This is a genomic window from Streptomyces sp. NPDC033845 (genome assembly GCF_055576225.1).
Genome location: NZ_JBVIRI010000025.1, coordinates 1 through 20950, shown reverse-complemented (window position 1 = coordinate 20950; position 20950 = coordinate 1). Strand labels below are relative to the sequence as shown.

The window sequence follows — 20950 nt, the reverse complement described above, 5'->3', positions numbered from 1 at the left end:
TTTCCATTGGAAGCGGCTAGTCTCTGGGCGTACTTTCTGTCGTCCTGGAGAATCTATGGCTGCCAACCTTCCGAGGCCCAAGCGCTCGAGCACCAAGCAGGCCCCCGCAGCTCCATCCAAGGAAGAGACGTTCTACCGGGGCGGCAAGGACCGCAGCGGCGACACCGTCGAACTCCACCCCAAGGACCTCTGCCCCAACCCGTTCAACCGGCGGGCCATGTCCGGCGTTGAGGAGCTCGCGGCCACGATCGAGGAAGTCGGCCTCCTTCAGAACATCGCCCACATCCCCGCGGACATCTGGATCGCGCACTACCCGGAGACGGCGGAGAAGATCACTGCCGCGAACGTCATCCTCTTCGGGGAGCACCGCTGGCGCGCCATCCAGTCCTTGGGCTGGGAGGTCATCCCCAGCGTCCTGATGGACGACAAGGTCACGGATGCCCGCCTCATCACCCTCATCGAGAACCTCCGGCGCGCACAGCTCACCCCGCTGGAAGAAGCCGAGCACTACGAGGCCCTGCGGAGTAGCGGGCTGTCGTACGAGCAGATCGCGCAGAAGGTCGGCGAGACCGCCAAGGGTGCTATCTCCAAAGGCACCGTGTGGAAGCGCGTGCAGCTCCTCGCGCTGGAGCCGGAAGTCCAGGGAGCGCTCCGGGACGGCACCCTGGCCGTCAGCACCGCGGAGAAACTCCAGAAGATGAGCGCCGAGGACCAGCGGGAAGCAGTGACCCTGGTCCAGGGCGGCATGCGTCCGCTGGAGGCGCAGGCGCAGATCCTCGCACGGCAGCGGCAGGACGAACCCGTGCCCGACACGGAGCTGGCCGAAGGAGAGGCTGCCGTTTCCAATGGAAACGGCACGGCCCTCCAGCCGAGCACCGTTTCCACTGGAAACGCTGCCCCCAAGCCCCGGACGACGGCGAAGAAGGAGCAGCCTAAGCCTTCGGCCGACCAGTACGAGCAGGACCGCAGCACCGCAGCCGCAGCCCGAGACGCCGCCTGCCAGCTCCTCGTGGAGACCGTCGACGTCGGCGACACCGCCGACAGCGAGCTCCTCCTCAAGGCCATGACCGGCGCCCTGCTCGCTCCACAGCAGCAGTCCGCCGCACAGCAGCGCGCCCTGGTCTGGCTCCGCCGAGCCGAACGCCACAGCATCGACGATCAGAACGCCAGCTCGTACTTCAACGCCGTCCAGGACTCCGGTGACGGCGAACTCCAGCGGCTCGCCGCCTTCGCGAGCGCCCTCGCTGCCGCAGAGCTCCGCACCGCCGCCCGCCGGCACTCGTGGGGAACCCGAGAGGTCGGCTACCTCCGCCTCCTCCAGGACCACGCGCAGTACGCCCCGAACACCGCGTGGGAGAAGAAGGAACTGGGCACGGACACCACAGGAGAGAACGAGTGACGCGCACCGTCGAACCCCGCTTCCGCCCCAGGGGGCGGCGCCACCCCAAGATCTATGCCTTCATCCTCGAGTGCGGCGGCTCCACCAAGACCACCAGCGCCACCTCCATGGCGACCGAGGCAGCGCTCCGCGGCTACCAGGGCACCATCTTCGACTTCGACGCCAACCGGTCCACGACCACGATCCTCGGCTACGACGAAGAGGCCATGAAGGGACGCAAGACCGTCCTCGACCTCATCCACGGAACCGCTACCCTGGACGAGGTCGCCCTCCCGGCCCGCTACCGCATCGGCGACGGATACGACGACGAGGCCTTCGCCTACATCCCCGGCCTGCGCGTCGTGCCCAGCTGCAAGGAGATGTCCACCGCGGACACCGCCATCGCCGAGGACGCGGACCGACAGGACTGGTTCGCCGAGATCCTGCTCGGCTACGACGGCGACGAGGACGACGTCTTCTGGCTCGACTTCCCTGCCAGCTACGGGAAGATGGTCTACTCCGTGATCCGGATGCTCGACGAGGACGACTCCGTCATCCCATCGGTCCGCGCCGATCCGAAGGACGTCAAGCTGCTGGTCCCGCTGTTCGAGGAACTCGACCGCGTCCGGGAGAAGAACCGCCTCCGGCGCTCGGTCCCCGGCCGACCGACGGTCAACCACCTGATCCTCACCGGTACCCCGACCGCCAGCTACACCGAAGCATCGGCCAGGAAGGCCACGGCGGTCGCCGAATCCCTGTACGGCGACATCCTCACGCCCTACATCCGGTACTCCGCCGACGCCAAGAAGCTCTACGACGACTGCTGCCCCCTGCCCATCCTCCTGCCCAACTCGGTGCCGGCCGTCGACTACCGGAAGCTGATGACCAGCATCGGATTCCCCGACCGCACCTGACAGCCGTTTCCAATGGAAACGGCACGCGGGGCCCGACCACCCTCTGGGGCGGCCGGGCCCCTCCGCTGTCCACCGGTCAACGCCCTACGTCGATGCCTTTCCAGCCGTGCCCGTGGCGGCGGGGCGGTGGAGACCGAGCGGGTGTTCAACGCGTCGGTCACCTGCTGGGCCGCTGTCGGGGTGAGCCCCGCAGTGACGTGGCCGGAGGCGAGGACCCGGGCGTACGTCCCGGGCCCATAGGCGGCCAGGGCTACCGCGAGCGATGCCGCAGCGGTCTCGGCCGACCCTGCGCCCCACCGGAGTTCGTCCTCGGCAGCCGGTGCCTGGCGGGGGAGCTCACGCCGGGCGGCGAGGAGAACGGCGAGGGCCTGGGCGTGGGGCGCGTCCAGGGTGATGGTCAGCAGGGCGGGACCGAGCTGGTGGACCCGGTGCCCGGCGAGGCTGTGCCCGGCCAGAGCCCGCCGCAGTTCCGTACTCAGCACCGCCGGGTCCTCGCCACAGCCGGCCGGACCGGATGGCGCGGCCGCGGCCGGTGCGCGCTCAACGCGGTCACGCAGCGCGGCGACGGCGGCCGGGACGACCTCCAGGAGCTCGGCGGCCTCCGGGCTGAGATCGGCCAGCGCCCCGGCGAGGACCTCCAGCGCGGTGGCCGCGTGCTCGACCGCGCCGCTGCTCCACCGGTCGGGTCCGGCGGCGTCGGCGAGAGCGCACACGGCGATCACCGCGCTTTCGGCCAGCGGGTCCAGGAGGGGGTTGGAGTGCTTCATGTCCCGCCCAACGAGTCCGACCAGTCCGCGTGATGCGGGCACCTCATGATCGCTGCTGCGCCGGGGCTGTTTCACGCGTGAAAACAGCCGCGAGCCCTCTCGGGTCAGGGGCCGGTGAGGATGTCGTGGGTGCCGATGCGGCGCCAGATCACGTGCGGTGTGCCGGGACGGAGCGCGGCTCCGTACTGCCAGGTGGCGCGCCCCGCCGGGCCGATGCCCGCAGACCAGGTGAGTTCGTAGATGCCGGGGAAGCCGCTGACCTGCTTCACGCGGAGGCCGGCGCGGAAGTGCCCGTCGGCGTCGCGCAGGTCGTGGACGAAGGCGGTCACGGCCCGGCGGAACCGGCGGCGCTGTTCGGGGGTGAGGCGGCGCAGGTCGTTGTCGAAGCGGGTCTTGGTCTCGTAGGTCGGCACGTCGGTCCTCCAGGCAGCAAGAAGCCCCCGGCGTTGTCGGGGGCGGAGAGTCGGTGACGTGGTGCAGGGGACGGCGTTCTTGGCCGTGAGGCGGGGGAGCGGTACGCAGTTGTGCGCTCGATGTGCGCTCGTTGACGGTGGAGTCGTCTACTTGCGGTTTTCGGGGCGTGTGAGGCGTGTGTTACGGGGTGGCCGCGCAGCATTTACATGGCCCCGGTGGTGTCCGCCGGGCGGGCACGGTGTCGCCGGAGATGCCCGCCCGATGGGATCGGCGGTGAAGTTCCGGTGAACTGTCCCGCCCCACGGGATCGCGCTTTTCCACAGGTCAAAGCGGGTGTCCCCTGTGGGGATGCTGAGTTTCGCGAAGATCCAAAGGCGTAACGCCTGGCGCTACTACGTACGCGGAGTCGCCTTCGGGGACGGCCGCCGCCCGGCCAGCCAGGCCCTCAAGGCCCCCCAGGAGGCGGCCGGTCTCCCGCCGGGCCGGTGGCTGGGGCGCGGCCTGGCCGCGCTCGGGCTCACCGAGGGCGCGGAGGTCTCCGAGCGGCAACTGGAGCTGCTGTTCGGCGAAGGCCGGCACCCGGACGCCGACCGCATCGAGCGGCACCTCCTGGACGACGGCGCCGATGCGGCCACCGCACGGCGGGCGAGCGTGCTCGGGCAGCCGATCGAGGAGATCGAGACCCGCAAGCAGACCCCGCACGTGCTGTGGGCGTTGGGAGACCGGAGGACCCGCCGGGTCATCGAACGGGCCCACGAGCGGGCCGTCGCCAGGGCGCTGTGCTGGCTCGAGGATGAGGTCGCCGAGACCCGCTGGTCGTCGGGCCGCGGCCGCGCGAAGACGCCGGCCCTCGTGGTCGCGGCGTTCCGCCACTTCGACAACCGCGACAACTTTCCGCTCCTGCACGAGCACTGCCTGGTCCTCAACCGCGTGCAGCGCCCGGACACCGGCGGCGAGCCGAAGTGGGGCGCCCTGGACACGACCACGAGGTGTGTGAGGAGCTGGGACTGGCGACCGTCCCTCGGGAGGTGACGCCCGGCCTGCGCCCGGTTATGGAGATAGCCGGTGTCGATTCCAAGCTCATCGACTGGTCAGCCACCCGCCGCCAGCAGATCGAGGACGTCCTGGAGGGCCTGACCTACAAGCGCCGTGCGCGGACGCGGCGAGCGCTCGGGCGGAAGCCGACCGCCTCGCACACCGACAGACGGAACGGGCCGCTGCCGTCACGGTGGCGTTCGACGCGATGGCGATGGGGGAGTGGGAGCTCGCGGCCGGGGTGTGGCAGGAGACCGACCTGCTGCTGTGGAAGCCGCCCGCGTCCTGGTTCAGCGTCAACGCCTTCTTCGTCCCCGACGGGGACGGGCGCCGGCTGCGGAACTGGTACGTCAATTTCAAGCACCCCACCCGCCGCACCGACACAGGGTTCGACACCCTCGACCTCACCGTGGACCTGGTCGTCGCGCCGGACCTGACCGGCTGGGAGTGGAAGGACGAAGACGAGTACGCGCACGTGCGGCGCCTCGGCATCGTCTCCGACACCGAGCACCGGGCCGTCGACGACGCCCGCGGCGAGGTCCTGGCGATGCTCACCGGCCGCTCCGGCGTCTTCGCGCAGGCGGAGCGGTGGGCGGCCTGGCGGTGGGAGCCGGCCTGGCCAACCCCGTGCCATTCCCGGCCCACGGCAGCCGCGGAGAGGGTTGCACCGGAAGGGGGCTGAACAGTTGCCTGGAGGGTTGCTTGCGGCGGGGGACCGAAGGTGTGACCGGGAGTGGGAGCCTGGCAAATCGGACACCACCCGTTGTCCCTGGTCAGACCCCGTGGGCAAGCCTGTCCGCGCCGACGACACCTCTTTCCCACGCGATAGCCGTGGGGGAGAGGTCTGCTCCCGCCCCGGGCCGGCGGCCAGGACGCGACGCTAACGAAGTCGGTGTTCTACGTTCCCGCTCGCTCGGTCCCGCGACCGCGTCTCCAACCGGGAGACAAGCGCGGCCGGGCGGAAAGGACCGTCACCATGACCCTCATCGAGCCCGGCCTGTCCGTATGCGACGGCTTCGCCGAAGGGCCGCTAGCCGACGCCGCGCTGTCCCGTGCGGCCCGCGCCGGACAGCTCCTGGGTGAACTGCAGGAGCAGGCGCCCACGATGACCGACGCAGGCGGTCCTGATGACCGATGCCGAAGTCGTTGACTGGCTCACCCAACCGACGGACAAAGAGAGCTGACCCCAAGCCGGACACACCACGGGCCTCGGGAGGCAGCATGACCCAGAGGCCCGGATGGGTGCAGGCGGGTCCCGGCGGTCACGCCTCACCCTCACCGAAGCGGTGGTGTCGGTGGCGGACCATACCCTGTCAGCTATGACGATCGATCAAACCGAGGACGAGATGCAGGCTCACCTCGACGGACCTGTCCAGGCCGCCTGGGAGTGGCTCCAGGCCGTTGTCGACGACCGGGATTTCGAGACTGCCTGGGACCTGACCACCCCCGAATTGCGGCAGGCACGAGCCCGAGCGTGGCTGGAGGGGAACCTCCAGCCGGTGCCAGCGGCAGACCTGGAGCGGACCGTTGAACAACTCGTGCAACGAACCGCTCCGGAGCCCGTGCGATCGAGGTTCACGGCCGCGGAACTGGACGCATACGCGATGTCGTTCGGTCACCTGGACACCACCCAGATGGGGGCGGCGAGCCGGCCCCGCATCATCGGCCCCGATGCGGAGCTCGTCGTCCTGGCGCATCTGGGCCAGGAACGAAAGATTTTCACCGAGCCGACCCTCGTCCACGGGGTGACCTTCCTGATGCACCTCGTCCAGGGCCGCTGGCTGGTCGCTGACCCGGACTATCGACGCTGACCTGACACATAGGCGGGGAGCGAGAGCAACATCATGAGAGAGAAGGATTGATGAGTAGCCGTGGGGACATGAACTTCCCTGTCATCATCAACGGCCTCGATTAGCTGCACAGCTCCGTGAGCTCGCTGGTCGACGAGCCCGAAGGACGCGCGCTGAAGTACGCCGTCCTGCACCTTCAGTTCGCGGCCGAGACGTTGTTCAAGGCGCGCCTGGAGCTCCACGAGCCAGCCCTCGTATGGGCGAATCCAGCGAAGTACGACGAGAGGCTGCACCGCCGAGGCGACTTCAAGAGTGTCTCCACGGAGGACGCCTTGACCCGCCTGCGCGATGACGTGAAGATCCCGAATCCGACGGTGCCGGCCCCGAAAGACGCCAGCCTCAAGGCCCTCGTTGACCTCCGTAACCGCCTGACGCACTTCGGCGCGACTGACACGGCCGTTGCTGTTGAAGCACGAGCGATCCCGGTTCTTGACCTGCTCCTGACGTTCATCGACGAGGAACTTCTGCCCAACCACGACGGCGACTCGGCGACAGAAGCGCACAAGCTGATGGAGACCATCAGACCGCTGATCGGCCGGATCCGCGGTCTGGTCGAACACCGACTCGGCCCGCTCGGAGAGAAGCTGGGTCCGGCCAGCGGGCACACCCTGAGCTGCCTTTCATGTGGCCACTTTGCGGCACTCACCACGGGCGGCGCGGTCCGGCCCGTCGTGTGTCTCCTGTGCGGCAAGACGTACGATGACATCGCGAGCGCCGTGGAGGCCTACGGCGACGGGAGCTTCTACGAAGCGATGACCGAGGGCGCTGAGCCGCCGGCGTACGAGTGCGCCGAGTGCGGCACCGCGGAACCGTGCGTAGTGACGACCTCAACGGCCGACCAGCCTGATGATCAATCCTGGATGTGCCTCTGGGGCGCTCACCCCCTCCAGAGCATCTGCGGACACTGCCAACGCGCGGCAGACTTCGCCCTCCCCGAAGCGGAGATGTGCAGCGACTGCTTCGACATCCGGCTCGCCAAGTTCTGACGGTCCGCTGTCACGACGGCGGCATCCGGGGGCAGCCGCACCGCCAGGCGGTCGCGCCGCCGTCTACGAGGGCCGACCGCACCCCGGCCCTGCTGCCTGGCCAGCTATCGGTATGTGGGAAAGGCGTGTACCGCGATCCGGCGTGTTGACATCATGACCGGATGCTTGTCACACCCGTACCCGGCGCGCACCGGGACAACGTGCTGAAGACCCTGCGGTCCGTCCAAATGGCCGCGGGGAACCTCAACGGGGGCGCGCAGACGAACGCGTACGTGGGGCTGCTCTCCTACCTGGTGTGGGCAAACGACTCGGTACGGCTGCTCACCTCTCAGATCAACGGCCGCGACATCGACCGCCTCGTCCGCACACGGACCCACCAGACGCTCCTGGACGGGGTCGGCCACCTCGCCGGCACCAGCCAGCAGAAGCTCGTGAACGGACTCGTCAGCCTGGAGATCGAGCAGCGCATCACCGCTTTCGAAGACGCCATCAACGCTCTCCAGGACCAGATGGCGAGGTGGTCAAGCGGGATCTCGCTCCTCGTACCGGACACCAGCTTCTACATCCAGCACCCTACAAAGTTCCTGGACGTCGACTTCGCGGCGCTCGCCGGGACCGCCGGCCCGGTCCGCGTGCTGTTCCCCATGGTCGTCGTGGACGAACTGGACCGGCTGAAGGAGAACAAGAGCGGCCACGCACGCTGGCGCGCCGGCTACACCCTCGCTGTCCTCGACAACCTCCTCGACGACAGCGCGGATGCACCGCACGAAGTCGAAGTCCTGCTCGACCCACCTGGCCACACCCGCCTGCCCCTCCCCGACGACGAGATCATCGACCGCGCCCTCGCCGCCCGCGCCGTCGCAGCCGGCCCGGTCCGGCTTGTCACCTACGACACCGGCCAGGCCATGCGGGCCAAGGCGGCAGACATGCCGGTCCTGAAGCTGCGCACCGATGCGGGTACAGGTGAAGAGCCGACCAAGTAGGGGGACAACACCAACGTGCCCCGAACCCTCATGGAATCCGATCTCGGCCACGCCGTAGTCGACAGACGGGGGGCGGCTCACTACAGGGCCTACACGCACTTCAGTGCGATGCCAGGGCGTCGGGCGCACGACATCAAACTGGAGTGCGTATAGGCCCTGGGAGGTGTCCCCGCCGGTCCCGGATAGCGAAGGGTCTCCTGGACGCCCCGTGCACACGCTCTGTATTGGCGGCCTCGACCTGAGCCCGTGCTGACTGCCCTCCCCTCGGCCGGCAGGTGTGGTTCCCCTTTCGGGGCCCGGGTGTCAGCGCTGGGTTCTACGCTTATGTGCTCTGCAACACCGAGCAAGGAGCGGGTCCATGGCCATCGACTTTGTTGCCCTACACGAGCCGCTTGTGGAGTGGGTCCACGAACAGACGGCGGCAGGCTCGGCGGAGTACGTGACGATCACACCCTTCGGCGCGCGGCACGGTCTCGATGAACAACAGTGCTTTCGCCTCCTGCTGACATGCACGGACTGGGGCCTGCTGAGCGATCGTTGGGCCGCGATGGGTGATCCAGCAGCCAATCTGACACCACAGGGACTGCAATGGGTACAGGAACGCCAGCGCCGACGCGCTGATCCCCGAGCGCGCAGTGCCACTGCACGTACGGGCCTGCTGACCTGGTTGTGGGAGCAGAAGAACGATGGTGCGGGCTTTCCCATCGTTGAGGGCGTCCTTCAGTCCCCGCACTCGCTTCACGAGGGAGGGCGACTGACGCCGGAGGAGATTGACCGTGCCAGCGCCTACCTCCTTGCCAAGGCAATGATCAGAGGAACGAAGACGGGGCAGACCGAAGGGCCCGTACGGGCTGAGATCACGGCAGAAGGGGAGGACTGCGTGGACCACTTTGGCAGCGACGTGAGCGCGTACGAGCGGCGGAACAGCACCGGCAACACGACGTTCAACATCGGAGAGAACACGGGCAACATCGCTGCCAACAGCCGTGACTTCACCATGAACGCTACGACCAACAAGGACGGGATCGACGCTGCGGCAGTCGTTATGCTCGCCCGCGCACTGCGTCAGGCTGCACCTGCCCTGGAACTCCCGGAAGAAGACGCCCTCGAGTTCACCCAGCTCGCAACACGTCTTGAAACAGAGGCCGCCAACGGCTCCCCCGACGTCAGCAGGCTCCAGCGCTGGGGCGGATCCATCGTCGGGATTCTCAACTCTCCCGTGGTCAGTGGAGCCTTGGGAAGCGTGCTCGCCGCGTACACCGGGACGGTGCTTCCGGGCCTGGCTCCCGCGTAGGACCACAACCGACTGACCATGGGGCGGGCCGCAAGGGAAAGCTCTTACGGCCCGCCCCACTATGCCGATGCCCATTCCAGCCCGAGGCCGGCCAGCGCGGCGAGCTTGTCGGCCGTCAGCTTGTCGCGGCGGCTCTTGCTGTTACTGAGGAACACCCCGAGCTTCACCTCACTCCCGTCCTCCAAGTGCTCCACGTGGGCCCTGGGGACCTTCACAGGGCCCTCGCGGGCCTTGTACGGCCTTGGGGCACATCGGTACAGCGGTTAACGCTAAGCCGGTGATCACGGACTTGGGGCCCGCCGTATGTGCCGCGGGGCGGACAGCGGCGTCCGCTGAGCGTGCAGAGCGTGTTGATTCTTGGTGCCCAGGTCAGCGTGCCTTGTACCGGCCCCGGAATCGTCAGGCCAGGATGGTGGCCCGCGGGCTCCGACGCCTCCGGAGAGGGAAGGAGACCGTATTGATCACCACGGACGTCCAGCACTGCGGGCGCTCGGTCCTGATCGGCGCCACCGGGGAACTTGCCGGGGACGTCGGGGCTGCGTTCGAGCGGGCGATGGACGACGTCAGAGCCGACGTGCGGGTCCTGATGGTCGACCTGCACGGCGTGGTGTTCATGGATGGCGGGGGGTTGCTCCGGTTCTTGGAGCTGCACCGGCGGGCGGAGAGCCGGGGGCTGCGGGTCCTGGTCGTCGGCTGGCAGCCCCAGCCCCAGCAGCTCATGGCCGAGGTCGCCGGCATCCCCGGGCCCGGCTCGGCCACCGGGGAGCGGTTCGCGCTGGCGGGCTTTCGCCGGCTGATCGAGGAACGTGCACAGGCCGCCCGTGACCTCGCGGACTTCGGTACCGGCTGGCTGCCCCGCGTCTAGCGCGACCGTGAGCGGGCCCTTGTCCTGCTGGCCACGCGTCCCCTGGCCCGCGCTCCGGCAAGGCGACGGACTGCGGCCGGGTCCGGCAGGCCATGGCGCAGGATCCCTGTGGGTGCGCAGCGCGGCTTCCCGTTCGTGTCTATGGGCGGGTGGAGGGCGTTGATGAGGTCCAGGAGGCGGCGTGGCTGGGGCTGCCAGTTGTAGGCGAAGAACGCGATGCCGCGCCCGTCGATGCGTCGGGCGAATTCGAGAAGGCCGCGCAGGCCGGTGACGTCGATGAAGCGCAGGAGTCGCATGTCGCAGGCGACCACGGCGACACCGTGGTCGATGCTGGCCTGCGTCTGGTCGAGAGCGGATCGGGTGTCGAGTTCGAGCTCACCGGCCGGGGTGAGGTGAACGGTCGGCCCGTAGCGGCGCATCGACACACGGAAGTCCATGTCGTCTCACTCCACCCTGATCGGCTGGCTTGGGGCGGCCCGCCCGGAGCCAGGCGCGGGCGCTGCCTCCCTCCGATCATCCCGCTGCTTCGAAACCGTCCGCAAGCCAGGTGCGCTGGCGACGCGGCGCCGGGATGTGACAGGGCCCGGCCGGGTGACTACCGGCCCGGCCGGGCCCTGCGTGCGTGGGGTGCCGCTCGGCTTAGAAGTCGTCCTCGCGCAGGTCACGCTCGTCGCGGAGCAGGTCATCCTCGCGGCGGCGCTCGCGCTCCGGGTCCTCACCGCTCCTGCCGCGGGACGGCTGGTCGGTTTCGGGGTGGACCGGGTCCTGGCCGGGGCGGCGCATACGCTCCTGCTCCTCGCGGCCCTTGCCGGGTTCTTGGCGCTTGTCCTGTATACCGCCCATGACGGGTGACTCCTTCAGTGCGTGGGGTTCCTCCCGTTCACGCTCACATGGTCTGTCACCGATCGCATCATTTCCGTAGCGGATCGTGGCGGGCGAGTGGCATCCGCCCAGGAGCGGTACGTGTCGAAAGGCGCCGCCCGACAGGGACCACGAGGATGGGTGCGACCGTCTGTCCCGCCGTGAGGAGTTCCTTCCATGCTGGAGCGCAAGCCGCGCAAGGACCTCACCGAGGTCACCTTCGTCCTGCCCGCCGACACCCCGCCTGGCCCGGTCAGCGTGGTCGGTGACTTCAACGGCTGGCAGCCTGGCACCCACACCCTCACGCCCCGCAGCGACGGCACCCGCGCGGTGACCCTCGCCCTGCCCGGAGGCGGCGAGCACGCCTTCCGGTACCTGGCCGCAGGTGACTACTGGTTCAACGAGGAGAGCGCGGACGGCCACGACGGCGTCAACAGCCGCCTGCGCACCTGAACGGCCGAGCCCGGCGTGACCGGCGGCCGGGTGCGGCAGTTGGGGGTACCGACACGTGCCCCCGGCCCCCACCATCTGGAGCCGGATCGTGTGACGGCCCCTGCTACCGCGCCCGGCGGCGGGGGCCGTCGTCCCGTTCCACGCCCGCCAGTGGCGAGGCCGGTGTCGAAACGGTGTTCACGCCGAGGATCCCTCCGCCCGGCCGGACGTCTCGTAGAGCATCCGCCACAGGGTCCTCTTTCGCAGGTGGACCTGGCGCCGGGTGATCAGCCGGGTCGACGGCCATCTTCGAGCGGGCCGGAGTCTCGCAGTCCGGCACCGCCAGCCGCTTCGCCCAGGCCGGGACCGTCGGGCCTTCGTACCCGCGCTCGGAGCACCAGCCCATCCAGGACAGCACCACGCCGCTGCGGCCGTTCCAGGTGTTCACCGCCGAGCGGGCCCCCCAGCAGCTCCGGCGCCTCGCCGATCTCTGCTTCCTCCACCGAGGCGCTCGGCGGTCTTCTTGGCGGCGATGCCGTAGTTCCGGACGGTGTTCGGGTTGCCGAGCGAGTCGAGGAACAGGTCGGCCGCCGTCCGGACGGTCACCGTCTTCCCCGGCCTCGGGGAACATATCGGTGCAGGGGTTAGACGCTAAGCCGTTGATCATGGTCTGGTCGTTCTCGCGCGAGGGCTCTGCGTCGGCAGTGCGGCCGGGCGGGCAGGTCAGCTCCCGTCCCCGTGGCAGTCTGCGCCGGCATTTCTGAGGACGGCCCCGTGCACGTCGTGGATGAGGTGCTGTTGTGCGGTGGTGAGGCCGCAGGGCACGGTTGCTCCATGGCCGGGCTGATCGTGGTCGCCGCCGATGACCAGGCTGCCGAGGATGCTCTGCTCAGGGCCTCCCAGCGCGGACACGACAGAGGTGGCGGTGCCATTGAACAGGCTTGCGGCGGCCAGGTCGCGGGCAGGGCCTTTGTCGCCGTGAAGGCCGGGACCGCCCCAGCCGGCACGCTGGATGATGAAGGTGTCGGCGTGCAGCGGGCGGCCGCCCGCGTCCAACGGGTCCGGGGTGCCCTCGCGGAACTCCAGATGCCCGTCGCAATGGATCACCGCGTGAATGCTGGCCATGGGGTCGCCTGGTCTCGTGCGCCCGGTAGGCGTGCGATCCGCGAGCGGCAGGCTTGCCATGACGGTGCCGGGGCGGGATGAGGCAAGGGAGCGCGCCTGTCTGCCCACCGTGGGCTGTTTCCATCCTCCATCGATCTCCCGCCGCAGGCCACCACCACACAACCTGGGCATAGGACTCAGTCCGCCTCCCGGACCCGGAGGACCGGCGGGCGTAGCCGCGTCTGGCCTGCGATTGCACGGTTGTGACGTGATACCGCCAGGTAAGTCATGCATCCGACGAAAATCGCACATATTTCGAACGGCCGGTTGGGTTCGGTCCCTCCGCGGCGGCCTCAGGGCCTCCCCATGCGGTCAGCGCGACCCCGGCCGCTGCGGTCCGGCCAGGGTGCCGGCTGGTTACGGGGCCTTGGCGGATCCGTTCGTACGCAGCGGAACGGCAGGGGCCTTGCCGAGGTCCACCAGGGCGTTGCCCTGTTGTGCGGCGGCGGCCGTTTCGCGGGCGAGGAAGGTGCCGAGTTCGCCGATGGTGCTCATGAGAGGTGCGGGGAAGACGACGGTGCTGTTCTTGTCCACTCCGATTTCCACCAGGCTCTGCAGGTTGCGCAGTTGCAGGGCGAGGGGGTGGGCCATCATGGTGTCGGATGCGTCGCCGAGTGCTGCGGCGGCCATCGATTCGCCCTCGGCGCTGATGATCTTCGCCCTCTTCTCGCGTTCGGCTTCCGCCTGGCGGGCCATGGCGCGCTTCATGCTGTCGGGCAGCTGGATGTCCTTCAGCTCGACCAGGGTGACTTCCACGCCCCAGTCGGTGGTGGTGATGTCGAGGATCTCGCGGATGTCGACGTTGATGCGGTCGGTCTCCGAGAGGGTTTCGTCGAGGGTGTGCTGGCCGACGACCTTGCGCAGGGTGGTCTGGGCGATCTGGTTGATGGCCGCGCTGACGTTCTCGACGGCGATGACCGACTTCACGGCGTCGACGACGCGGAAGTAGGCGACCGCGGAGACGTCGACGCTGACGTTGTCCCGGGTGATGATGCCCTGGGACTGGATGGGCATGGTGACGATCCGCAACGACACCTGGTGCAGGACATCCACGAACGGCACGATCAGCCGCAGACCCGGTTCCCGGGTGCCGATCAGCCGGCCGAACCGGAACAGCACCCCCTTCTCGTACTGCCTGACGATCTTGATGGCCATCGCCAGCCCCACCAGAGCCACCACGGCCACGACGATCAGAACGAAGATCCAAACTCCCACGGTACTGCTCCCAGGATGAGGACCCCGTCACGCCCGCGAGGCCCCTCGGCGGCGGCTGCAAGGACAAGCTCGTCTCCTGCTGCGCCCGGAGGGCTGCACGGGTCCGGCGCAAGCATCGAGCCCTCCACCTCCCCAGCATCGCGCGGGCCCTTAGCGCTGGGCAGGGGCCGAACGGTCCACTGCCCCCGTGGACCCCTCCGTCCCCTGGACTTTCGGCCCAGACGAAACCGGGGTCCAGCGGTCTGACCCGACCGGGCGACAACCTGGCTCTGGCCCTGCTCTCCCGAAGCTGCGACGAAGGCGGATGTCCGCGCTCGGCAGGCAGGTCCGGGTCGGTCGGCGCCGGGGGGGGGCGAGGCGCCGCGGCCGCACGGGGCCGGACCCCCACGTTGGGCCCGCGGCTCCGATTCCTGCGTGGTGTCGGAGCCGTGCCAGTTTCCCCGGCGCCCAAGGTCTCTGATCTTCCCGGGCGGTCGGGGCCTTCCTGGTGTCGCAGCTGTGCCGTGCGGACCCGGAGTGGTGGGGCTGTCGGACCGGGGCCCAACCACGGTGCCGGTCCGACAGCCCGGGGAGCGCGGTGGCGAGCCGCCGCGGAAGTCTTGAGGTGGGGTCAGCGTCTGGGCCAGGGGTAGCAGCGGGCGAGGATCGTCCACTCCTCATCCGCGCGGCCTGGTACCAGGCGGCCGGCACTTTCCCATTGCTCGGCGAGCTCGGTGAAGATCGGCTCCAGCTCGGGGCGCAGAACCGTTTCGCTCTGGGGATGGCCCACGCCGGTGACGGGCGTGAGCCGCATCGTTGTGGCCATGCCGGGTTCAACGGTGCCGGGGCCGTTCGGGTTACCCCCGTGCCATGCCGGGGTTGAGGGAGCGCAGGGCGATGCGGGCCTGGTGGGCATCCAGCAGGATCCCGAACTCCTCGAAGGCGACCGCCATGACCTCCTTGTCGGTGGTGCGCTGTCCTTGGGGGGTGCGGCGGGCAGCGAGCTGGGCGGCGCCGCGGGCCAGGATCGCCTCGCGTTCCGCGGTGTCGAGGCTGTGGTCGTTGAGCGCTGCCAGCACCTGGCGCCACAGCGTCACTGGGCCTCTCCCTGGCCGAGGACCTGCTGTTCCAGGCGGCGCATCAGCTCCGGGTCGGTTTCGCTGCCCGGCCCTGTGATCCGGGCGGGCCTGGGGCGCCGCTGCTCGATCACCCGGGGTTCGGGGCCCGACTCCTGCTGTTCCGCTTCGGCCAGGGCCCGGTAGAGGGAGGCCACGGAGGGGGAGGTGCCGGCGTTCTTCCCGGTCTTGATGGTGAGCTTCCTGGCGATCTCCGGCACGGGGACACCCTTGTCCTTCAGGGCGATGGCGAAGGTGAGCATGTCGTCGTCGATGACCTTGGGCCGTCCCCCGTGGTTGCCCTTCGCCGCTGCGGCGACCTGGCCTTCGAGGGTCTTCTCCCGGATGTAGTTGCGCTCGATCTGCCCGGCGACGGCGAGCACGGCGAAGAACATGGCGCCCATGCCGTTCGGGTCGTAGATCCCGGTGAGAGGGCCGGTGAGGAGTTCGAGCTGGACGCCGCCGGCCTGGAGCTCGGCGGACAGCGTCATCAGCTCGGCCGCGTTCCTGGCGAGGCGCTTGAGCTCGTGCACCGTGAGGATGACCGGGGTCTCGGGCGCGGCCTCCTTGAACTGGTGGGCCAGGGCGAGCGCCTTCTCCAGCTCGGGCCGCACCTTGACGCGGGTGCTGATCTGTTCCTGGAAGACCTTGTGGCACTCCGCCCGGTGTAGGGCTTCGAGCTGGCTCGCCAGCTCCTGCCGTGCGGTCGACGTGCGGGCGTACCCGATACGGACCGGCCGCTCGGTGCGGGGCTCGGACACGATCGCGAGCGCCGGGCTCTGCTTCCACGCGCGGCCCGGGTGGCGGTCGGAGGGGACGAGGACTTCGAGTTCCTCGCGGAGCGCGGGGACGAGGACGAAGCGGGGGGTGTGGTACTTCGCGGCGGTCTTCCCGCCGCGGGTGCGGCAGGCCGAGCCTGCGGGCGCGTCACAGGTCGGGCAGTCGTGGCGTTCTACCGCCGATGCGGCCCGGTCGGGCGTGACCTCCATGGCGGCAGTCTCTCAGAAGTGCCTCGCACAACACGCCGGTTTCGAGAGGACTTCTGCGAACGGCGACCTGCGGAAACGTGATCGCTCCGGGGGCTCTCGCAGCACTCTCACAGATGAACATTTATGAGAATCACCATGCGCGACGATCACCACCCAGAGCTACACGTCACTTCGCGGCAGCCATACGAGAGTCACTCGGCTCCCGCGTCGAGGACGCCTTGGACAGCGTCTCGGATGTCGAGGACCGTCACCCCGTCGATCTTCTCGATGCCGCCCTTGCCGAAGCGCACCCACAGCGGGAACGCGCCCGCGTCCCGGGCGAAGAGGAGCTTCTGGACGGATGCCGGGTTGGGCCGGGAGTCGATCTCGACCACGATGTCGGGTACGCCGGGCAGCCATATGACGACGTCCAGCCGGCCGTACCGGCCCTTGCCGTCCGGGACCACCGGCACCCGCAGTTCGCGGTAGGTGCGGGCGTACTTCGCGATTGGGCCGATCACCGTCTCGTCGCGGAGGGAGATCACCGCCTGGGTCAGGCTCCGGGTGATCTCGGCGGTGGTGGGCGCGCGGCGACCGGCCGCCCGGTCTCGTGCGACCACCTCGGCCGCACTCTGCGACCAGTCGGCCAGGACGTGTCCGAGCATGATGGCCACGCCCTCCAGGTCTTCCTCCGCGACTGGCCGCGGACCGTGGCCGGTGACCAGATGCAGCCAGCCCTCCGCCCAGTGCGTCTGTTCGACCAGCCGCAGCACCCCGTCGGCGGCAGCGGCCCGCCCGGCGTCCTCCTTCGAGGGCAGCAGCCGCATACCTGTGGAGGTCACCCAGTCCAGGACCCCGTTCGCGTTCGCCCTCCTTGTCCAGGACCTCCTCGGCGGCGATGGCCCCCTGGAGGTACTTCGACGCCCACCACCGCCACTCCGTTGCCAGCGGCACGGGCATCTCCTCGGGCAGCGGCACCGCGTCAAGGAGTTCGCCCGCGCGGCCGGCGGCTGCCTTCGCGGCCGCCGACAGCTCCGCCTTGATCCGCGGCTCGTTCTCCCGGTACCACTCCTGGAAGTGGTTCCAGCAGCGCGGCTTCTTCGCCGCCGCCTCCGAGGTGACCATTGCGGTGCACCCGCACTCGGGGGTACGTGTAGTTGACGCGGTAGCCCACGCACTCGCGGCAGGCCGCGACGTCGCCGTTCTTCCACTTCGGCATCGAGGTGCGGTTACCGATGCGCTCCTGCCACTCGTGCCCGGCCGGGCAGCGCCACCAGACGTCCACCGCCATCTTCGGCAGCGCCGTCTCCGGCGTGAGCCCGCCGTTGCGCTCCTGGAACCACGTAGCGGCGACCTGCGGGTACGCCTCGGCCAGCGACATACCCAACGAACGTGCCATACCCGTTCCCCTCCGTCACCCCAGGCCGGACATCACCGGCCGGGCGCTGCTGCTTCCCACTGTTGAGAGCCTTGCCCCAACACGCCAGAGGGCCCGGCGGTGCCCCTAGCCGGAGCCGTCCTCGTCGTCGTCGAGTTCCGAGGCCTCCGGGTCGCGCAGCGGTCGCAGGGCGCCGGCCGCCGGAGTAGAGGCGGTGAAGCTGTAGCGGCCGAGGACGTTGAGGTTCGCGTGCTTGAGCGGGGAGAGCCGGGCGATGTCTTCGTCTCGGATCTCGTGGCCCTCGGCTCGGAGCTGGGCGACGGCGGCGTCGATGTACTTCGTCGTCCACAGCACGATGGCGTTCAGGACCAGGCCGAGAGCGCCGAGCTGGTCCTCCATCCCGTCTCGGTAGGCTTGGTGGATGGTGCCGCACTTGCCGTGGCACACGTCCCGGGCGAGATTGTGGCGGGATTCCTGCACGGTGAGCTGGCGGTTCATCTGCCGGTGGTAGGTGTCGTCGACGGGGTCGACCATCCGCAGCAGGTGCTCGGTCTTGCCGATCCGCCCGTACCCGGCGAATGCCTGCCCCAGCGGGGTGGGGTGACCCTCGCGGCCGAACATCCGCAGCAGGTCGTAGGCACGGACCTGGTTGGTGACCAGGGAGCCTGCCACCCGGAGCATGTCCGGCCACCACGTTTCGATCTTCTTCAGGTTGACCCGGTTGCGTGCGAGCGGCTCCAGCACGCCGTACGTCCCCGTCTCAACCCCGGGCATCGTAGCCCGCCAGAACCGCTGGTCGTCCAGGTCCTTGAAGCGGGGGCTGAAGTTGTAGCCCAGGATCTTGAAGATCCCGAAGACAATGTCGGAGTACGAGGCGTTGTCGGTGGCCACCATCTCCGGCTTGCGCCCGCCGTCCAAGTTCAGCAGCGCGTCCAGGATGTGCAGGGAGTCCCGCGGGGTGCCGGGGACGACCATCTGCCCGATTCCGGCGACCTGGTCGTTGACGGCGTTGAGCCAGGTAATGCCGCGCTTGAACCCGAAGTACTTCGGGGAGGGCGACGCGTTGATGGTCCGCACCGGAACGACGAACCGCAGTCCGTCGACCGAGGCCAGCAGACCATCACCCCAGAACTGGACGATCGGCACCTTCGACTGGGCCTCGATTAGCATCGCGTTCGCCGCGGCGATGGTCTCGCCCCGGAGATAGAACTGGTCGACGTGGACCAGCCGCGAGCGAGTGAGGGCCTCGCGGCCGGGGTTGGTGACCGGGGTCATGCCGATGTTGCACGCCTCGGATACCAGCAGCGCGACCACCGAGGTGGCCAGGTCCTTCATGCGGGTGGTGCCGTCTCCGAGGTGGACGAAGGCGTCGAGGAACCCGGTCCAGGAGTGGACCTCGAACAGCAGGTCCGGCAGGTCGATCTTCGGGAGCATCTTCCCGACCCGCCCCCGCAGCCAGGCCAGGGAATTCGGCTCGCCGAGCATGCCGAGTTTGACCACGTTCAGCTTCACCCGGCCGCTCGGCAGCACGTCCAGCGACACCCTCGCGTCCTTGCCCGCCGACTGAAGGCGCTCCGCCATCTGCTTCCAGCCCGCGTCCAGGGCCCGCACCAGCTCCGCCAGGTGCTCACTCACGGATATGTCCAGGCTCAGCCCGGCCAGCACGTCCTCGCGCACCGCCTCCCACTCCGCCCCGTCCAGGAGCCGGGCCCGCGGGTCGGACCAGCGGTGCGAGGGAGAGGCGAACACGTCCCGGCGCTGAAGGGCCCGGTGCAGCTGCTCCAGCACGCAGACCACATAGGCGTCCCGGTCCACCGCCCCCTGCGGCAGGTCGGTGTTCGCGTACACCGCCTTGCGCCACGCGGCCGGCACCAGCTTGTCGTCGACCTCGCGCGGCAGCAGCGGCTTGTCCTTCACCCGCCGCCGCGCCAGCGCAGGCAGCCGCTTCACCCCGGCAAGCACCCGCGCGCCGCCGGTCGCCGCCGGTCGCCGCCGCGGGCGCCTTCGACTCGCCCAGCAGCGCCAAAAACAGCCGCACCGTGTTGTAGCGGGTGGTCAGAGCCGCCCGCATCGCGACGTCGGCCGAGCCCTCGTCCTCGGGCACCAGCGAGACCACCAGCGCGGCCGCGCTCATCACCGCCGCCCGCGGCGCGACCTCCTCAACCGCCGCCCACAACGCAGCCGTGTCCACGTCGGCGCCGTGCGTCTCGACCAGCTCCAGCTCCTCGAACAGCACCTTCGCCGCCCGCGCGAGGACCCGTGACGCCTTCTCCAGCTGCGGAAGCGTCGACAGACGTTCCTTCTCCGTCTTCCGCTTCGCCGTGCTGATCAGCCTTGTTGCCATCAGCACCTGGAAGAGGTCCAGGGCCTCGTCGATGGCCTTCGCCTCCAGGTGCCGCATCACCGCGGTCAGCATCGCCGTGCGCTTGGGCTCCTCAGCCCGCTCCAGGCTCGACGACTTCGACCCCAGCCCGTACCGCGCCAGCGCGGCCAGCCGGTTCGGCGGGACCTGCGAGAGCCGCACCCGCCCCAGCTGGAACGCCCCGATCTCATCGACCCGCTCCAGCGACCGGGCGAACGCCGTACCCGTCGTCCGCGTCGGCGGCCGGCCCAGCCGCTCCAGCTCCGAGAACCGGGGCCCCACCGGCCTCGCCAGAGTCGACACCAGATCCCCGGGCAACGCAGCGTCCGCGCGGCGCGCGGCCCGTGCCACGGTGGAGTGCAGCCGCTTCTCCGCGACCGCCCGGACCTCCGACACCTTCCGGGCCAGCACCGACACCCCCGGCAGCAGCACCCGGTGCCGGCGCAGCCAGCCCACCGCCTGGTTGAACAGCGCCACCGGCCCCTCCGCGTGCGTCCACGCCCGGCCGTGCAGGAACGTACGGAACTTCCGCCCCCACTCCGCATCCTCGTACTCGTGGTACTCGTACGCGTCCCGGATCTCCCACGCGTGCTCGTACGCCGTCGGTTTGCGCTCCGTGTACTGCTTCACGCACGAGGCGTCCTCGATGCCGAGCTGCTCCGCCAGGTACTCCACCACCACCCACGGCACATCGAGCGGGTCATCGGGAAGGAACCGACCGATGTAGCGCACGGTGCACATCTGGAGAGCGAACCCGAGCCGGCTGTGGTCACCACGGCGCTTCGCGATCAGCTTGCGGTCCTCGTCGTCGAGGAAGAAGAACCGCTCCAGCTCCGGCCGGGTCGGCTCCTCGTTGAACTTCCCGTACGAAGCCGCCTGCTCGTCGGTCAGAAACTTGGGCTTGCTTCGCTTTGACGGACATCGGAGATCAGGGGTTTTGGCCCCGGAAGGATGATGTTCATCATGGAGAGCATGGCGAAGAAGAAGGTG

At 69.3% G+C, this 20950-nt stretch carries 23 protein-coding genes and 2 pseudogenes; 11 read left to right on the top strand and 14 right to left on the bottom strand.

From position 1 onward, the window contains the following. Positions 1-55: 55 nt before the first annotated feature. Together ACZ50K_RS32885 and ACZ50K_RS32880 are read left to right on the top strand one after the other, a co-directional pair. On the top strand, positions 56-1399 hold the full coding sequence (locus ACZ50K_RS32885) for a ParB/RepB/Spo0J family partition protein (RefSeq protein ID WP_468909988.1): 1344 nt from the start codon (positions 56-58) through the stop codon (positions 1397-1399). Beyond that, the gene (locus ACZ50K_RS32880) at positions 1396-2292 is read left to right on the top strand and encodes a ParA family protein (RefSeq protein ID WP_468909985.1); all 897 of its coding nucleotides are present in this window, start codon (positions 1396-1398) and stop codon (positions 2290-2292) included. The genes ACZ50K_RS32885 and ACZ50K_RS32880 overlap by 4 nt, the downstream gene beginning before the upstream one ends. Here ACZ50K_RS32880 and ACZ50K_RS32875 read toward each other — a convergent pair. Both ACZ50K_RS32875 and ACZ50K_RS32870 read right to left on the bottom strand, forming a co-directional pair. Beyond that, positions 2247-3101, bottom strand: coding sequence for a hypothetical protein (locus ACZ50K_RS32875; protein WP_468909982.1), 855 nt, complete (start codon positions 3099-3101; stop codon positions 2247-2249). The genes ACZ50K_RS32880 and ACZ50K_RS32875 overlap by 46 nt on opposite strands. Positions 3102-3163: 62 nt before the next feature. Then, the gene (locus ACZ50K_RS32870; RefSeq protein ID WP_468909981.1) at positions 3164-3472 is read right to left on the bottom strand and encodes a hypothetical protein; all 309 of its coding nucleotides are present in this window, start codon (positions 3470-3472) and stop codon (positions 3164-3166) included. 349 nt (positions 3473-3821) lie between these two features. Here ACZ50K_RS32870 and mobF point away from each other — a divergent pair, with 349 nt between their 5' ends. From mobF to ACZ50K_RS32835, 7 genes are all read left to right on the top strand, one after another. Continuing rightward, the gene (gene mobF / locus ACZ50K_RS32865) at positions 3822-4505 is read left to right on the top strand and encodes a MobF family relaxase (RefSeq protein ID WP_468909979.1); all 684 of its coding nucleotides are present in this window, start codon (positions 3822-3824) and stop codon (positions 4503-4505) included. Positions 4506-4716: 211 nt separating this feature from the next. Continuing rightward, the gene (locus ACZ50K_RS32860) at positions 4717-5190 is read left to right on the top strand and encodes a ribonuclease FAU-1 family protein (protein WP_468909977.1); all 474 of its coding nucleotides are present in this window, start codon (positions 4717-4719) and stop codon (positions 5188-5190) included. A gap of 294 nt (positions 5191-5484) precedes the next feature. Next, complete coding sequence (locus ACZ50K_RS32855; protein WP_468909975.1) at positions 5485-5658, top strand: hypothetical protein; 174 nt, start codon at positions 5485-5487, stop codon at positions 5656-5658. A 169-nt stretch (positions 5659-5827) separates the two neighbouring features. Beyond that, complete coding sequence (locus ACZ50K_RS32850) at positions 5828-6319, top strand: hypothetical protein (protein WP_468909973.1); 492 nt, start codon at positions 5828-5830, stop codon at positions 6317-6319. 116 nt (positions 6320-6435) lie between these two features. Then, positions 6436-7344 (top strand): hypothetical protein, encoded by a 909-nt coding sequence (locus ACZ50K_RS32845; RefSeq protein WP_468909970.1) that lies wholly within the window; start codon positions 6436-6438, stop codon positions 7342-7344. A gap of 161 nt (positions 7345-7505) precedes the next feature. Further along, positions 7506-8327 carry a PIN domain-containing protein gene (locus ACZ50K_RS32840; RefSeq protein ID WP_468909967.1) on the top strand — a complete coding sequence of 274 codons (822 nt, stop codon included), beginning with the start codon at positions 7506-7508 and terminating at the stop codon, positions 8325-8327. Positions 8328-8685: 358 nt separating this feature from the next. Continuing rightward, the gene (locus ACZ50K_RS32835; RefSeq protein WP_468909965.1) at positions 8686-9621 is read left to right on the top strand and encodes a hypothetical protein; all 936 of its coding nucleotides are present in this window, start codon (positions 8686-8688) and stop codon (positions 9619-9621) included. A gap of 59 nt (positions 9622-9680) precedes the next feature. Here the strand turns inward: ACZ50K_RS32835 and ACZ50K_RS32830 are convergent, their stop codons facing one another. Beyond that, on the bottom strand, positions 9681-9815 hold the full coding sequence (locus ACZ50K_RS32830; protein WP_468909963.1) for a hypothetical protein: 135 nt from the start codon (positions 9813-9815) through the stop codon (positions 9681-9683). Between the two features lie 263 nt (positions 9816-10078). On the opposite strand from ACZ50K_RS32830, the gene ACZ50K_RS32825 reads away from it, so the two are divergent. Next, positions 10079-10486 carry an STAS domain-containing protein gene (locus tag ACZ50K_RS32825; protein ID WP_468909961.1) on the top strand — a complete coding sequence of 136 codons (408 nt, stop codon included), beginning with the start codon at positions 10079-10081 and terminating at the stop codon, positions 10484-10486. Here the strand turns inward: ACZ50K_RS32825 and ACZ50K_RS32820 are convergent. Both ACZ50K_RS32820 and ACZ50K_RS32815 read right to left on the bottom strand, forming a co-directional pair. Next, on the bottom strand, positions 10483-10923 hold the full coding sequence (locus ACZ50K_RS32820; protein WP_468909958.1) for an STAS domain-containing protein: 441 nt from the start codon (positions 10921-10923) through the stop codon (positions 10483-10485). The genes ACZ50K_RS32825 and ACZ50K_RS32820 overlap by 4 nt on opposite strands. Positions 10924-11125: 202 nt before the next feature. Continuing rightward, on the bottom strand, positions 11126-11329 hold the full coding sequence (locus ACZ50K_RS32815) for a hypothetical protein (protein ID WP_468909956.1): 204 nt from the start codon (positions 11327-11329) through the stop codon (positions 11126-11128). 195 nt (positions 11330-11524) lie between these two features. Here ACZ50K_RS32815 and ACZ50K_RS32810 point away from each other — a divergent pair, with 195 nt between their 5' ends. Next, a complete protein-coding gene (locus ACZ50K_RS32810) occupies positions 11525-11800 on the top strand; it encodes an isoamylase early set domain-containing protein (RefSeq protein WP_468909953.1) in 276 nt (91 codons plus the stop codon). A gap of 106 nt (positions 11801-11906) precedes the next feature. Here ACZ50K_RS32810 and ACZ50K_RS32805 read toward each other — a convergent pair. From ACZ50K_RS32805 to ACZ50K_RS32765, 9 genes and pseudogenes are all read right to left on the bottom strand, one after another. Continuing rightward, positions 11907-12412 (bottom strand): annotated as a pseudogene (locus ACZ50K_RS32805) (site-specific integrase); the annotation flags it as partial. A 90-nt stretch (positions 12413-12502) separates the two neighbouring features. Then, positions 12503-12904: a hypothetical protein gene (locus ACZ50K_RS32800; RefSeq protein ID WP_468909950.1), complete on the bottom strand. Its 402-nt coding sequence runs from the start codon at positions 12902-12904 to the stop codon at positions 12503-12505. 396 nt (positions 12905-13300) lie between these two features. Continuing rightward, the gene (locus ACZ50K_RS32795; RefSeq protein WP_468909948.1) at positions 13301-14158 is read right to left on the bottom strand and encodes a slipin family protein; all 858 of its coding nucleotides are present in this window, start codon (positions 14156-14158) and stop codon (positions 13301-13303) included. A gap of 610 nt (positions 14159-14768) precedes the next feature. Then, positions 14769-14963 carry a hypothetical protein gene (locus ACZ50K_RS32790; protein WP_468909945.1) on the bottom strand — a complete coding sequence of 65 codons (195 nt, stop codon included), beginning with the start codon at positions 14961-14963 and terminating at the stop codon, positions 14769-14771. A 31-nt stretch (positions 14964-14994) separates the two neighbouring features. After that, the gene (locus tag ACZ50K_RS32785; RefSeq protein WP_356527627.1) at positions 14995-15234 is read right to left on the bottom strand and encodes a hypothetical protein; all 240 of its coding nucleotides are present in this window, start codon (positions 15232-15234) and stop codon (positions 14995-14997) included. Then, positions 15231-16241, bottom strand: coding sequence for a recombinase family protein (locus ACZ50K_RS32780; RefSeq protein ID WP_468909942.1), 1011 nt, complete (start codon positions 16239-16241; stop codon positions 15231-15233). The genes ACZ50K_RS32785 and ACZ50K_RS32780 overlap by 4 nt, the downstream gene beginning before the upstream one ends. A gap of 191 nt (positions 16242-16432) precedes the next feature. Further along, a complete protein-coding gene (locus tag ACZ50K_RS32775) occupies positions 16433-17062 on the bottom strand; it encodes a hypothetical protein (protein ID WP_468909939.1) in 630 nt (209 codons plus the stop codon). Between the two features lie 140 nt (positions 17063-17202). Then, positions 17203-17601 carry a zinc-ribbon domain-containing protein gene (locus ACZ50K_RS32770; RefSeq protein WP_468909936.1) on the bottom strand — a complete coding sequence of 133 codons (399 nt, stop codon included), beginning with the start codon at positions 17599-17601 and terminating at the stop codon, positions 17203-17205. 123 nt (positions 17602-17724) lie between these two features. Continuing rightward, a pseudogene (locus ACZ50K_RS32765) lies at positions 17725-20851 on the bottom strand (Tn3 family transposase). Positions 20852-20950: the final 99 nt, after the last annotated feature.

Coding starts and splice junctions, on each gene's coding strand:
- ACZ50K_RS32810 (WP_468909953.1), top strand. CDS start 11,525: ATGCTGGAGCGCAAGCCGCGCAAGGACCTCACCGAGGTCACCTTCGTC.
- ACZ50K_RS32850 (WP_468909973.1), top strand. CDS start 5,828: ATGACGATCGATCAAACCGAGGACGAGATGCAGGCTCACCTCGACGGA.
- mobF (WP_468909979.1), top strand. CDS start 3,822: ATGCTGAGTTTCGCGAAGATCCAAAGGCGTAACGCCTGGCGCTACTAC.
- ACZ50K_RS32860 (WP_468909977.1), top strand. CDS start 4,717: ATGGCGATGGGGGAGTGGGAGCTCGCGGCCGGGGTGTGGCAGGAGACC.
- ACZ50K_RS32820 (WP_468909958.1), bottom strand. CDS start 10,923: ATGGACTTCCGTGTGTCGATGCGCCGCTACGGGCCGACCGTTCACCTC.
- ACZ50K_RS32855 (WP_468909975.1), top strand. CDS start 5,485: ATGACCCTCATCGAGCCCGGCCTGTCCGTATGCGACGGCTTCGCCGAA.
- ACZ50K_RS32770 (WP_468909936.1), bottom strand. CDS start 17,601: ATGTCGCTGGCCGAGGCGTACCCGCAGGTCGCCGCTACGTGGTTCCAG.
- ACZ50K_RS32840 (WP_468909967.1), top strand. CDS start 7,506: ATGCTTGTCACACCCGTACCCGGCGCGCACCGGGACAACGTGCTGAAG.
- ACZ50K_RS32780 (WP_468909942.1), bottom strand. CDS start 16,241: ATGGAGGTCACGCCCGACCGGGCCGCATCGGCGGTAGAACGCCACGAC.
- ACZ50K_RS32800 (WP_468909950.1), bottom strand. CDS start 12,904: ATGGCCAGCATTCACGCGGTGATCCATTGCGACGGGCATCTGGAGTTC.
- ACZ50K_RS32815 (WP_468909956.1), bottom strand. CDS start 11,329: ATGGGCGGTATACAGGACAAGCGCCAAGAACCCGGCAAGGGCCGCGAG.
- ACZ50K_RS32885 (WP_468909988.1), top strand. CDS start 56: ATGGCTGCCAACCTTCCGAGGCCCAAGCGCTCGAGCACCAAGCAGGCC.
- ACZ50K_RS32835 (WP_468909965.1), top strand. CDS start 8,686: ATGGCCATCGACTTTGTTGCCCTACACGAGCCGCTTGTGGAGTGGGTC.
- ACZ50K_RS32790 (WP_468909945.1), bottom strand. CDS start 14,963: ATGGCCACAACGATGCGGCTCACGCCCGTCACCGGCGTGGGCCATCCC.